Here is a 12,730-nt window from a genome sequence, read left to right as displayed (position 1 = left end):
TAATTAAAAATGCAGCCGTTTTGCCATACAGGTATTTTAGGTTAAAATACCATCACCAAAAATCAAGAGGTGCTTTATGAAAAATGGGAAAACAGAAAAAAAATTAATGCCAACAGAATGTCTTGAAAAAATTGAGGATTTCTGCGTGCTGGTTGTCGATAAAAACAAAAAAATTATTGCCTATTCAAAAGGCTGTGAACGTATCGAGGAGATGAAAAGAGAGGATGCAATCGGCAAAAACCCAAATGAAATTTATGAACCAAATGATCCGGATAAGGCCATCACCCTGAACGATGAAAACCGCTCCCTGCTGTTGAACACCTTAAAGGATGGGCGCTGCTATAAGGATACCTTCTCTTACTATAAAACACAGAACGGTAAAGAATGTACGGTGCTCTTTAATTCTTTTCCTGTTTTTGATGAAAGTGGAAATATTGAAATGAGCGTCGGCACCTACCGCGAAATATCAGAGTATTTTAATTTAATTGATACGATCAATAAAAAGAATCATGACAACGGCACGTTAAGCGCCGTTAAGCTCCATAATAACACACAGTATACCTTTGAGGATATTATAGGTGAAAGCAATGAAATGAAGCAGTGCATTGAAAAAGCCAAGCTGGCCGGGACAACAGATGTACCGATTATGATATCCGGAGCCACAGGGACAGGAAAAGAGGTATTTGCCCAGAGTATTCATAATATCAGTGATCACAAAAAGAATCATTTTGTGGCTGTTAATTGCAGCGCGATACCCGAGAACCTTTTGGAGAGCACGTTGTTTGGTGTGAGAAGCGGCTCCTTTACCGGAGCAAAAGAACGAAAGGGCCTTTTTGAAGAAGCTGAAGGCGGAACCCTTTTTCTGGATGAGTTAAACTCAATGAATATCAGTATCCAGTCCAAGCTGTTGAGAGTACTGGAGGAGAAAAGATTCAGAAGAGTTGGCGGGAATAAAGAGATTATCGCAAATGTCAGGATAATCGCGGCGATTAACCAGGATCCCCTGGAGGCCATCAAGGAAAACCGCCTGCGCTCAGACCTTTATTACCGGCTCAGCGTCTTTAACCTTCAGCTGCCGCCGTTAAAAAATCGAAAGGAAGATATCATTGCCCTCTCGAACCACTATATCTCAGAGGTGGCAGCCTTTTTGGGGAAAAAGGTCAACAGCCTGTCCAAAACAAGCCGAAAAATCCTGCTGCGGCATGACTGGCCGGGGAATATACGAGAGCTGCGGCATGTTATTACCCAAAGCCTGTATTTGGCTGGAAATGACTGCTATGCGCTGGAAAGCTCATGCCTGCCCGAATACCTGCTGGAGCGCTACAAGGTAAATGAAGAAAAACAAATGGATTCTCTGAGCTTAGGTACCAACAAAAACCTCAGAGAGATGGTTGATAATTTTGAAAAAGAAACGATTATAAAGGCGTTAATGCAGAAAAACCATAACGTTACGCAGGCGGCAAAGCTCTTAAATATTTCAAGACAGAACCTGCAAAATAAAATGAGAAAATATAAAATATCCGGATAGTTATCCAGATGGGAGAAATAAAGATGAAAAGCTATGAACGTTTTATATCCAAACAAGAAATTGAAAAAATCCATGAGTATTCACTGAAGATTTTATCAGAAATCGGTATGCGCTTCGAGCATGAGGGAGCTCTGGAGGTTTTTAAAAAACACGGTGCCCGTGTGGAGGGGCAGACTGTTTTTATTGATGAAAAAATGGTGACAGAGACCCTCAAATATGCGCAGCGGAGCTTTACCGTAAAATCTTGCAAAGGCGATCTGGAAATTGGCAGCGGCAAACAGTATAATGGCGCGATCGGCGGCAATGTGTACTGCCACTATCCAGAAGGAGTGATCCGGAAAATGAACAATGAGGATACATTAAACCAGTTTAAACTTGAGGATACCAGCGATATGCTTGATTTTGGGACCATCAATTATTTTCAGGACTATTCAAAGGGGTTTACTTTAGATCAGAAAATATTCAGCAATATTGCGTTGATTTTAAAGTACGGGCATAAACCGCTTTTCCTGACAACCGCCAATACCTTTGCGCTGTCGGATAAAAAAGAGATTAAAAAAGCTTTTGAAAAGAGCGTTCAGCTTTTGAATGATTTTGAAGGAAATGACGCGGTGCACAATGTTTATATTTTAAATACCCTGTCGCCTCTTACCATGGACCACGACCCGTTAGACAGAGTATTTGTTCTCTGCGAAGCAAACCAGGGCATTATGTTCGCACCCTGCGCCATGCCGCTTATGACAGCGCCTCCCTCCATTGCTTCGATGGTGGCTATGACTAACGCCGAGGTACTGGGCGGCTATGTGCTGGCAAAACTGCTGAATCCAGATGTACCGATAGTCTACGGCAATACCTCGGGCGCTACAGATATGCGGACAGTTCAGCTTTCAATCGGGGCGCCGGAATGCGCATTGGTCGTTTACGCGACAGCCGGCCTGGCAGACTACTATGGGATGCCATTCAGAACCGGCGGCTCACTCAGTGATGCGAAAGACGCCGATATTCAGGCCGGGGCCGAATCAATGATGATGATTACGGCCACGCAGGACGTCAACGCCGATATTGTTCTGCACGCCTGTGGCTGTATGGGATCATTTAACGTAACCGATTTTCGCAAGTTCCTGATCGACGAAGAAATCCAGAGAATGAATCAGCGGCTGTTTGCGGGAATTGACTGCAGTGACGAAAAATTCTGTATGGATACTCTTAAAAAGGTTGGGCCAAGAGGTGCTTTCCTAACAGGCCGCACACCTAAAATGTACCGCGAAGAGGTCTATCTTGCCAAATATTTTAATAAGGATGACCCAAATCAGTGGCAGAACAAGGGAAGCGTCAGTGTGGTTGATATCGCACAGCAGGATGTCGAAAAACGCCTGGCCTCCTACACTCCGCCAGAAATCACAAAAGAGCAGAATGATCTGCTTCAGCCTTATCTGCCCGATGCCTATAAGGAAATGATCTAAAGTGGAATGTAAGGGAACAGCAATGAAATCTTATGAAAAGTATATTTCAAAGCAGGCGGTCGAGAAAATTCACGAGCAGACGCTGCGTATCCTCGATGAGGTTGGCGTAAAATTTGAAAATCAGGAGGCCTTGGAGGTTTTTAAAAAACACGGAGTCCGGGTAGAAAACGATACGGTGTTTATTGATGAAAAAACACTGACGGAAGCTCTGAAAATAATTCCTTCTCAGTTTATTCTCTCCTCTTTTAAGGGTGATCTGGTAATCGGAGGGGATCACACGGTTTTCAGACCGCTCGGAAGTAATATTTACATTCAGACAGGAAAAGAAATAAGAAAAATGGACAATCAGGATATTCTTGACCAGTTTAAGCTGGCAGATACCAGTCCTGTCATCACAGGCTCGCACATTAACCTGCTGGCAGAAACCAAAAATTTCACGCCGGAGCAAAAGGTTTTTGCAAACATGGCGCTGCAAATGAAATATGCCAATAAACCAACCGTAACTCTTTATCCTAATACGCTGGCATCTGGAAAAGAAAGCCATTTGAGGACATTGTTTAAAGAAACAATCGAAATCGTTAACCGCTTTGAGGGAAACAATAAATATCATATTTTGCCAATGCTCAATTCTTTGTCGCCCCTTACCTTTGACAATGCGCCCATTGAAAAGCTGTTTGCAACCTGCGAGGCAAACCAGCCGCTGTGGATCGTGCCCTGCGCCATGCCCCTGATGACAGCGCCGCCGTCTGTGGCCTCGATGATGGCCATGACAAACGCCGAACAACTGGCGGGCATTGTGCTGGCCCAGCTTCTGCGGCCTGGCATACCGGTGATCTATGGGAACACCTCGGCTTCCACCAACATGCACACCATTCAGCTGAGCATTGGATCGCCCGAAACTGCGCTTGTCTGTTATGTAACAGCAGGGCTGGCAGACTATTATCATCTGCCCTTCAGAACCGGCGGCGGCCTCAGCGATGCCAAGAATTTTGACGCCCAGTCAGGTATTGAGAGCATGATGATGCTCTACGCGAGCCTAGACTGCGGCTCCAACTTTATCGAGCATGCCTGCGGAACCCTGGGAACCTTTAATGTCATAAATTTTGAAAAGTTTTTGATGGATGAGGAAATCATACAGATGGTCGAGCATTTGTTAAAAGGGGTAAACTGCTCAGAAGAACGTTTCTGCTTTGAGGAAATTAAGGCGACGGGCGCCAGAGGAACATTCTTAAAAGGGCGGACGCCCAAAATGTACCGGGAAGAATTCTACCAGTCAAAATACATGAATAAGGAAGACCCAAACCAATGGCAAAACAGCGGGTCCAGATCTTTAAGGGACACCATGAAGCCTGCTGTCAAAAAACGGCTGGAGAGCTACCAGCCGCCGCAGATTTCAAAGGAGCGTTTGTCTGTCATTGAGCCATATATTCCTGAATGTTATAAGACAGGTATATAAATTTATAAAGCAGAGGCAGAGGATGTCTCTGCTTTTTTACCGAACAGGAGAAAAATCATTATGGATAAAAATAATAAGCTGTTAAAGATGGTCAACTGGCATGTGCTGCTGATTTCCGGAGCCGCGCTTATTTTTTTCGTGGCCTTTGCCTGCGTTGCACCAGAAGCTTTTTCGAAGGCCGCCAATGCCGCACTTTCATTTGTGCTCAAAAATTTCACATGGTTTATCACCATTGTAGCTTTTTCGGCCATTATATTTTGCCTGTGGGCTGGTTTTAGTAAATATGGAAAAATACGGCTGGGCGGCCCGGATGCAGCGCCAAAAATGAATAAATTTGTCTGGTTTGCAGTCGCGCTGACCTCGGGAATCGCAGTGGGGATTAATTACTACGGCGTCTATGAGCCGATCCAGTTTATATACAATCCACCGCCGTTCCTGGGCGCCGTGCCCTTATCCAGCGAGGCTGTTTTCGGCTCCTTAAAATATACCTTTCTGCACTGGTGCATTCATCCCTACTCAATATATACAGCCGCGGGGCTGAGCCTTGTCTTCTTAATTTATAATAGCAAGAAAGATTACCGGGTATGTACAGCGTTGTATCCTCTTGCTGGAGATAAAATATATGGCAGAGTCGGAAACGCCGTTGACGCGCTGGCTATTTTTGCGATTATTGGAGGAATTGCGACCTCTCTCGGCTTTGCCACGCTTCAGATCGCCCGGGGATTGGATATTATTATGGGATTTACAAGCAACTTGTACAGCTGGATTATTATCATTGCTGTGATCACTGTTTTTTACACCTTATCCAGTATCTCCGGGCTGCATAAGGGCATTACCTATATCAGCAATCTAAACACAGTGCTTTACTTTTTTGTCCTGATTTTTGCCTTTATTGCTGTAGACCCCGTGGGGGTAACGGAATTAACCATCACAGCCATCGGCCAGTATTTTAATGATTTTGTTAATCTATCCCTGTTTCTTGACCCCATCGAGAAAACAGGGTGGATTGGGGCCAATAATGTGTTCTTTAATACCTGGTGGATGGTTTTTGCACCTTTGATCGGTTTGTTTTTAGTCAAGCTGGCCTACGGGCGGACCATACGTGAATTTGTGATCGTTAACCTCATTGCGCCAGTGGTGTTCTCCTTTGCCTGGTTTGGTATTTTTGGCGGCAGCAGCATCATTCTTGAAAAATTTTATGGCGCCAATATCGGTGAGCTCATTGAGCAGACAGGGTCGGATATGGCTCTGTACGCTTTCTTTAAGCAGCTGCCGTGGAACGCTGTCATGAATGTGGTAGCCCTTGTCATTGTGATACTGTCCTTTGTCACTTTGGCTGAATCCATGACCATGTCGATATCGGCCATGTCGATGCGCCAGTTTAAAGACGCGACCGGGGAGGCCTCTCCACCCCGCGGCATCAGTATTTTCTGGGGGAGCATCATGGCGGTAACCGCCGCGGTTTTACTGGGCACGGGAGGGACAGAAGCCCTGCAGACAGCCTCCATTGTATGCGGTCTGCCTATTGCGCTTTTAATGGTGCTTATGATGGTTTCTTATTACCGCACAATGAGACATCTGAATGTATATGATGACTACAGCCAGGGAGATCTGGATGTTTATAAAAAAGATGATCAGTAAAATTTGATTTCATGGAAAAGATAAATCTTTCTTTAAAGCTTTCATGCTAAAATAGAATCATCAAAAAAAAGGAGACCCCCGGTCACTTTGGCGCTGACCGGGGATTTGAGAGGAGTAAAAAATTAATTTATATAAAAGGAGACCGGTGTGGTTTCCCTGCCAGAAAGATATATACCCCTGATTTTTTAAAACTAACATAAAAGGAGAAAAAGAATGACAATTTTTGATGATTTGGGAAAAACCCTGAACGATGTAGCCGCCGCGACTGCGGACATGCTCGGTGACCTGGCAGAAACAGCCAAGGTAAAAACCACCATCGTTTCTGAAAAGCATGAGATGGAGGCGCTTCTGGCTGAGTTGGGAAGAACCGTGTACGAGGCCCGTAAGGATAACCTGACAGAAGACAGCGACGACCCTTCCGATGTGCTGTGCCGCAAAATTTTGGAAAAAGAAGAAAAGATCGCAGAGCTTGAAGCCAGGGAAGAAGAAATGAAAGCAAAGGAAGAAGCAAAGGAAGAAACCGAAGAAGCTGCTGAAGATACAGATGAAGCAGCCGTTTCCGACGCGGAAATAATCGAGGAAGAAGAAACAACTGAAAAAGACGATTCAAAAGAAGAATAAGAAAAAGCGCAGGCATCAGACCTGCGCTTTTGTCACTTTTTGGTAATAAACCATGCCGCCGGCCAGAAAAACAAGGCAGATGGCAATATACAAAATAAACAGCGGGCTCTGCAGACCGCCTGAGAAGATAATCAAGGAACCTGCCGCGGCTAGCACCGGGCACAGAATGCCCCGGAAAGCCCCAATCTGCCGTTTCTGGCCCAGTTTAAACACCTGGTAGTACAGAGGAAGGTAGAGCAGGTAAGAGACCACAATGGCGATTTCTGACACATCCGAGTTGGCCAGCAGCCCAAAGCGCTGTGTAAAATAATGGATCACAAACCAGCAGGCGACAATCAGATAAGAGGCGATCGTCGAGTTGAGGGGGAAATCCGACTTTGGCGTCAGTACTTTCAGCCTGTCCGCGCCCGGAATCATTTTCTGAAGCGCCAGGGAATAGGGCATCTGAGAAATGCCCATCACCAGTCCGTTTAGGCCGCCCAGCACAGAGATTAAAACAAAGAAGCCGATCAGCTTAGCGCCAAAGGGGCCAAAGACCATAGCGGCCGCCTTGTCAAGATGCGCGTCGCCCAACTGCATAATGGCCGGCGCGCCCAGCAGGTTGGTGACCCCTACAAAGTAGAGGATGTACATGAGCAGGATGAACAGAGGGCTGATGACCAGCGCGATGGGCAGGTTCCGCCGGCTGTTTTTGATCTCATGGGCCACCGAGGTGGAGATGATCCATCCGTCAAAGGAGAAAGCCACAGATGGGATAGCCATAATCCAGGAAGCGTGAAGCATCCCCGTTGCTGGGGTAGGCATAGCGACTGCGGCGGTTTGCGTATTGCCGTGGAGCAGGCCCGCCACCGCGATGATCAGCAGGGGAATCAGCTTGATAACCGTCGCAGCGTTCTGAAAAAGCCCGGCCAGCCTGGCCGAGAGCATATTCATAAGGTATAGGCCCGTCAGCAGACCAAAGCCTACGAGACACTGGACCTCCAGAGAGGCATTGATGCCCATAAAAATGCAAAAGTAAATGCCCGAAACCCAGGACAGCACCACCGTGATGGTGGGCAGATAGACAAAGGTTTGAAACCAGCCGTAGGCCGAGCCTGCCATGGGGTTTATAAAAACCCGGGCATAGGTGAGTACCCCGCCGGGCTCGTCGGTCCGGGATGCCAGCTCCGCGACTGTCAGGCTCCCAAAAATAATGCTGACCGCCGCAAAGCAGAAAATAATTACACCCAGAACGACATTGCCGCCAGTGGCAATTAAAATATTATCGCTTTTAAAAAAAATACCGGAACCGATGACGATTCCGATAATCATGGCAATGGCTGTAAACAGTCCATAACGTTTTTTGATTGTGTCTGTTGTCATGGTAACAGACCTCCTGTCCTATTTAGTCCCGAAGAGGCGGTCTCCCGCATCGCCAAGGCCTGGAACAATATAGGAGTGATCGTTCAGCCCTTCGTCGATACAAGCACAATAAATAGGTACCTCGGGGTGTTTTGCTTGTACAGCCTTTATACCCTCCGGAGAAGCTAAAATAACAACCAACTTAATATTTTTGCAACCCGCAGCCTTCAGGATGTCAATGGTGTGGACAGAGGAGACGCCAGTGGCCAGCATGGGGTCTGTGATAATGGCCTCGCGCTCAGCGATATCCGTGGGCAGCTTGCGGTAATACTCCACGGCTTCCAACGTTTCAGGATCGCGGAATAAGCCGATATGCCCGATTTTGGCATTGGGGATAACATGGGTAAAGCCCTCGACCATGCCCAGACCAGCGCGCAGAATTGGCACGATGACCACATCCTTATCTGCCAGCACCTGCTTGGTGGTCTTGCAGATCGGCGTTTGAATTTCAATATCCTTGAGAGGAAAGCTTCTGGTAACCTCATAAGCCATGAGCGTAGCCAGCTCCTTTACCAGCTCTCTGAAATCCTTAGGCGGCGTATCTTCCATGCGCATCAATGTCAGCTTATGGGTGACCAGAGGATGGTCAATGGTAGTTACTTCATTCATAAAAAAAGCTCCTTTGTCTTGTTTACTAAACAATATAATACATTAAAAAAAGCTGAAAGGCCATTGTTTTTTACTTTTAATTCTTGACACTCTGCCAGAATAAGGTAAAATGGTAAAGAAAAGGATCGATATTATCAAAGCTTGAATAAAAATAGCCAATCAGGATATAAACATAAGAAACGGAAGGATGTTTGATGATGAAAGAAATAAGATTATATACCTGGCCCCACTGCCCATTTTGCAATAACGCAAAGCGTTTGTTAGACCAAAAGGGCCTGACTTACAAGGATGTTGACATTTATGGCAATAATGAGATGAAACAGGTACTGGCCGAAAAGACCGGGCAGCACACGGTTCCCTTTATTTTTGTCGATGAAAAGTTTATCGGTGGTTATACCGAGTTGGCCGAGCTTGATCATCAGGGCGACTTTGATAAAATGCTCGCATAAGCGAGATAAGATAAATAATTAAAAGGAAGAAGAGGAAGTATGGCATTTTCGTTTAAAGTAGTAGAAGAAGTTGGAGTATTATCCGAAGGAGCAAACGGCTGGCAGAAGGAATTAAACCTGGTCAGCTGGAACGACCGCGAACCCAAATACGATATTCGTGAATGGGACGCAAACCATGAAAAAATGCGCAAGGGCGTAACCCTGACCATCGATGAGCTGGTAGAGCTGCGCAGCATTTTGAATGAATTAGAGCTTTAATTTTATTAGAAAAACGAATAAAAAAGAGAAAAAACGGACTCGAGAGGGTCCGTTTTTTACGTTGCTTTTAGATAGAAAAAGTTCGCAGACTGTTAATAGTCTGCGAACTTTTTTTGATTTTTCATTTAAGAAAATGATTTGTTTTTCAACTGCGTGATTTATTATAACATTCCCTCATGAAAAATGCACCCCTTTTTTGAATTTTTTAAATAATTTTCTTTAAAATCACTTTTATGTTTATATTCTAACGATAAATCCTGATTTTCTTTATTTTTCACTTTTTGGCAAACTGGTCAAAATATGGTCAGTTTTCTTCTATATATAATAAGGTAAACTCGGCATCACAGGAATTTTAATTTACAAAAATTATTTTTACAATCTGGTCAATATTCTGGTCAGAAATCTCTATTGCGCACAAGCTAGCGGTATTTCAGGCACCCTGCTCGCAGACTATTAACAGTCCACGAATAAAAGTGAGGTCAGTTATGAGTGCGGGATACGCCATCACGACGTACAAAATACAGCTGAATTACAAGCATTTAGACTGGTTTAAAAAGACCCAGTCCCTCTTTGACGCTGTCCTGGCATTCTACTATGAGCTGCTCGAGCGCCAGCCCGAAGCCCTCAGCCTCACCAACCAGAATTTACTGCGGCATTTAGAGCTACAGACCATAAAACAGAGAGACGGCACCCCGCCCGAAACGCCCTTGCCCTTTGAGAGAATTCCCCTGTACTTCCGGCGCGCCGCCATCAACGCGGCCATCAGCATGTATAGGAGCTACATGAGCAAGCTCAGGGACTGGGAAGATAAACAAATGGGGAATGGAAAATTGAAAATGGAAAATTCAGTAACAGAATCGCAGAGCGATTCTGAATCAAATCAAATCGGCCAAGCCGATTTGCACCATAACCTTCCACTTTCCACCTTCAACCTTCCACCTGAGTCGGCGAAAAAGGGCCGCCCAAGCCGCCCAAAGAATCTCCACATGTCAATGCTGTATTACAAGGGAATGTATAAGGATTTCGCCGACGGCCAAATCCTGCTCAAGCTCTACACCGGCAAAGCCTGGTCCTGGGTCAAGCACCGGTATACCGGCAGACCCTTTCCAGAAAACGCCGAGCCCATGAGCCCGACCATTGTCATCAAAAAGAAAAAAGTTATGCTCCACATCCCCGTCAAAGAGGTCGTGGAAGACAGCCGAACCGCAAAAGAGCGCGTAAAACAGCATGAAAGTTTTGTCGCCGTCGCCTTAACCGGCTCCGACACCCTGGCCGTTTGTACCACCATCCAAGCTGACGGTCGCGCCACCGCCCCATATTTCATCAAAGGCGGAAAAGCACTGGCCCACCGTAGGAAGCAGCTTCTAGGGTATACCAAACGCGGCACTGCCGGGAAAAAGATGACACACATCATAGAGAACGACGCCCTCGGGGTCTGCCCCCGAGGCTTGTCGTCTTATGGACAAGCCGAAGCGGGTAGCGCTTTGCAAGAGCATCGACCAAACGCCAAATACTACGAAAAAATCACCCGCGTCACCGACCACTACGCCCATGAAGTATCGAGAAAGATCGTCGATTACGCCCTCAAACAAGGCGCAAAACTCATCGTCCTGCCCGAGCTCAAAGAAAGCTTCGATCAGGCGAAAAAGCTCTACCTGGGCAAAAGCCCCTACGACTTTATCGGAAGACGCATCGCCCGCTACGTGAAATATAAAGCCTGGCAGAAAGGCCTGGTCGCCATGACCAGCAAGCCCTACTACGCCAGTACCCGGTGTTACCATTGCGATGCCCCCATCGCGAAGCACAATACCGAGTACCAGAACCCTAGCCCCAACTTCTATGGCGGCAAGAACTTCGTCTGTAAAGAAGGACATAAGGGGAGTACGGCGCTCAACAGCGCCAGGAATCTGGGGAAGGGGTTTTATGAGCGGTTTTATGCCGGCGTTGCCTGATAAGAAGAATAAGAAAGTAAATCATAAATTTAATTTTTAAATCCTGTAAAGAAATTTACAGGTGTGCTTTTCGCCTACAAGGCCAAAAGTACAGGCTTAGCACCGCCTGTTTTTATTTCGCGTCGCATTGTGTTTTCTTTACATAGAAATGAAAGAAAACACAATGCGATGAAAGTAAAGATTAAAGGATCAGCTTTGATCAAGAGTGCTACGAGTTTTAAATAAAAATATGGATTTAACTAAGAATAAAAAATTAGGAAGTTGAAACTATGAATCACATTGATCTGGATCATAAAACAATATTGATCACAGGTGCTGCTGGTTTTATCGGCTCAAATTTAGTGATAGAGCTGCTTCGTACAGTTCCGTCTGTATCCATTATTGGCATTGACAATATGAATAATTACTATGATGTGAGCATAAAAGCGTGGCGATTGGAACAGATTGAGGCATTAGGCGGCAGCTGGACTTTTGTAAAAGGAAATATTGCGGATAAGGAACTAATTGTTAATCTGTTTGAAAAATACAAACCAGAAATTGTGGTAAACCTTGCCGCCCAAGCGGGCGTACGCTACAGCATTACAAATCCAGACGTGTATATCGAGAGTAACCTGATTGGATTTTATAACATCCTTGAGGCATGCCGTCATTATCCAGTGAAACATCTGGTCTATGCCTCATCTTCATCCGTTTATGGTGTAAACAAAAAAGTTCCTTATAGTACAGAAGATAAAGTGGATAACCCAGTGTCACTGTATGCTGCAACAAAGAAATCCAATGAGTTGATGGCGCATGCCTACTCAAAGCTCTATAACATTCCATCTACAGGACTTCGGTTTTTTACCGTTTACGGCCCCGCCGGCAGACCAGATATGGCCTACTTCAGTTTCACCAATAAGCTGAGAGCCGGGGAGACAATTAAGATTTTCAACTATGGGAATTGCCTAAGAGACTTTACATATGTAGATGATATCGTCGAGGGTGTTAAAAGAGTGATTCAGGGTGCGCCGGATAAAAAAACCGGTGAAGATGGCCTGCCAATTCCGCCGTACGCTGTCTATAATATCGGGAATTCAAAACCCGAAAATCTTTTGGATTTTGTACAAATTTTGTCCGAAGAATTGGTGAAAGCAGAAGTATTACCAGATGATTATAACTTTGAAAATCATAAAGAGCTTGTGGCAATGCAGCCCGGTGATGTGCCAGTTACATATGCGGATACGAGTGAATTAGAGAGCACTTTTGAATTCAAACCGAATACCGATTTGCGTACTGGTCTGAGAAGATTCGCAGAATGGTACAAAGTCTTTTATAAAGCATGACGAACAAACAAAGAGATAAAAGGAACAGAT

General features: G+C 45.4%; 11 protein-coding genes. 9 read left to right on the top strand and 2 right to left on the bottom strand.

Features of this window, described 5'->3' with window-relative positions:
- Positions 1–76: 76 nt before the first annotated feature.
- From CPZ25_RS05870 to CPZ25_RS05850, 5 genes are all read left to right on the top strand, one after another.
- The gene (locus tag CPZ25_RS05870; RefSeq protein ID WP_096920808.1) at positions 77–1,528 is read left to right on the top strand and encodes a sigma-54 interaction domain-containing protein; all 1,452 of its coding nucleotides are present in this window, start codon (positions 77–79) and stop codon (positions 1,526–1,528) included.
- Positions 1,529–1,551: 23 nt separating this feature from the next.
- On the top strand, positions 1,552–2,991 hold the full coding sequence (locus tag CPZ25_RS05865) for a trimethylamine methyltransferase family protein (RefSeq protein WP_096920807.1): 1,440 nt from the start codon (positions 1,552–1,554) through the stop codon (positions 2,989–2,991).
- A 22-nt stretch (positions 2,992–3,013) separates the two neighbouring features.
- Complete coding sequence (locus tag CPZ25_RS05860) at positions 3,014–4,447, top strand: trimethylamine methyltransferase family protein (RefSeq protein ID WP_096920818.1); 1,434 nt, start codon at positions 3,014–3,016, stop codon at positions 4,445–4,447.
- Between the two features lie 60 nt (positions 4,448–4,507).
- Positions 4,508–6,088: a BCCT family transporter gene (locus tag CPZ25_RS05855; protein ID WP_096920806.1), complete on the top strand. Its 1,581-nt coding sequence runs from the start codon at positions 4,508–4,510 to the stop codon at positions 6,086–6,088.
- 213 nt (positions 6,089–6,301) lie between these two features.
- Positions 6,302–6,709 (top strand): hypothetical protein, encoded by a 408-nt coding sequence (locus tag CPZ25_RS05850; protein WP_096920805.1) that lies wholly within the window; start codon positions 6,302–6,304, stop codon positions 6,707–6,709.
- A 15-nt stretch (positions 6,710–6,724) separates the two neighbouring features.
- Here CPZ25_RS05850 and CPZ25_RS05845 read toward each other — a convergent pair whose 3' ends face one another.
- Both CPZ25_RS05845 and upp read right to left on the bottom strand, forming a co-directional pair.
- Complete coding sequence (locus CPZ25_RS05845; protein ID WP_096920804.1) at positions 6,725–8,071, bottom strand: APC family permease; 1,347 nt, start codon at positions 8,069–8,071, stop codon at positions 6,725–6,727.
- 18 nt (positions 8,072–8,089) lie between these two features.
- On the bottom strand, positions 8,090–8,719 hold the full coding sequence (upp, locus tag CPZ25_RS05840) for a uracil phosphoribosyltransferase (protein ID WP_096920803.1): 630 nt from the start codon (positions 8,717–8,719) through the stop codon (positions 8,090–8,092).
- A 194-nt stretch (positions 8,720–8,913) separates the two neighbouring features.
- Here upp and CPZ25_RS05835 point away from each other — a divergent pair, with 194 nt between their 5' ends.
- The 4 genes from CPZ25_RS05835 (at position 8,914) to CPZ25_RS05820 (ending at position 12,700) form a co-directional block, all read left to right on the top strand.
- Positions 8,914–9,168: a glutaredoxin domain-containing protein gene (locus CPZ25_RS05835; protein ID WP_243129350.1), complete on the top strand. Its 255-nt coding sequence runs from the start codon at positions 8,914–8,916 to the stop codon at positions 9,166–9,168.
- A 39-nt stretch (positions 9,169–9,207) separates the two neighbouring features.
- The gene (locus CPZ25_RS05830; RefSeq protein ID WP_013381005.1) at positions 9,208–9,426 is read left to right on the top strand and encodes a YdbC family protein; all 219 of its coding nucleotides are present in this window, start codon (positions 9,208–9,210) and stop codon (positions 9,424–9,426) included.
- Positions 9,427–9,911: 485 nt separating this feature from the next.
- The gene (locus CPZ25_RS05825) at positions 9,912–11,378 is read left to right on the top strand and encodes a hypothetical protein (RefSeq protein WP_138721005.1); all 1,467 of its coding nucleotides are present in this window, start codon (positions 9,912–9,914) and stop codon (positions 11,376–11,378) included.
- A 269-nt stretch (positions 11,379–11,647) separates the two neighbouring features.
- Entirely contained in the window at positions 11,648–12,700 is a 1,053-nt protein-coding gene (locus CPZ25_RS05820) for an NAD-dependent epimerase/dehydratase family protein (RefSeq protein ID WP_096919549.1), read from the top strand.
- Positions 12,701–12,730: the final 30 nt, after the last annotated feature.

The organism is Eubacterium maltosivorans (genome assembly GCF_002441855.2).
Taxonomy (GTDB): Bacteria; Bacillota; Clostridia; order Eubacteriales; family Eubacteriaceae; genus Eubacterium; species Eubacterium maltosivorans.
Note: the sequence above shows the minus strand (reverse complement) of the source record. Positions and strands in the feature narration are given on the sequence as shown.

What these genes read in the sequence shown, in the direction of transcription:
- CPZ25_RS05870 (WP_096920808.1), top strand. Translation starts at nt 77, where the DNA reads ATGAAAAATGGGAAAACAGAAAAAAAATTAATGCCAACAGAATGTCTT.
- CPZ25_RS05865 (WP_096920807.1), top strand. Translation starts at nt 1,552, where the DNA reads ATGAAAAGCTATGAACGTTTTATATCCAAACAAGAAATTGAAAAAATC.
- CPZ25_RS05860 (WP_096920818.1), top strand. Translation starts at nt 3,014, where the DNA reads ATGAAATCTTATGAAAAGTATATTTCAAAGCAGGCGGTCGAGAAAATT.
- CPZ25_RS05855 (WP_096920806.1), top strand. Translation starts at nt 4,508, where the DNA reads ATGGATAAAAATAATAAGCTGTTAAAGATGGTCAACTGGCATGTGCTG.
- CPZ25_RS05850 (WP_096920805.1), top strand. Translation starts at nt 6,302, where the DNA reads ATGACAATTTTTGATGATTTGGGAAAAACCCTGAACGATGTAGCCGCC.
- CPZ25_RS05845 (WP_096920804.1), bottom strand. Translation starts at nt 8,071, where the DNA reads ATGACAACAGACACAATCAAAAAACGTTATGGACTGTTTACAGCCATT.
- upp (WP_096920803.1), bottom strand. Translation starts at nt 8,719, where the DNA reads ATGAATGAAGTAACTACCATTGACCATCCTCTGGTCACCCATAAGCTG.
- CPZ25_RS05835 (WP_243129350.1), top strand. Translation starts at nt 8,914, where the DNA reads ATGATGAAAGAAATAAGATTATATACCTGGCCCCACTGCCCATTTTGC.
- CPZ25_RS05830 (WP_013381005.1), top strand. Translation starts at nt 9,208, where the DNA reads ATGGCATTTTCGTTTAAAGTAGTAGAAGAAGTTGGAGTATTATCCGAA.
- CPZ25_RS05825 (WP_138721005.1), top strand. Translation starts at nt 9,912, where the DNA reads ATGAGTGCGGGATACGCCATCACGACGTACAAAATACAGCTGAATTAC.
- CPZ25_RS05820 (WP_096919549.1), top strand. Translation starts at nt 11,648, where the DNA reads ATGAATCACATTGATCTGGATCATAAAACAATATTGATCACAGGTGCT.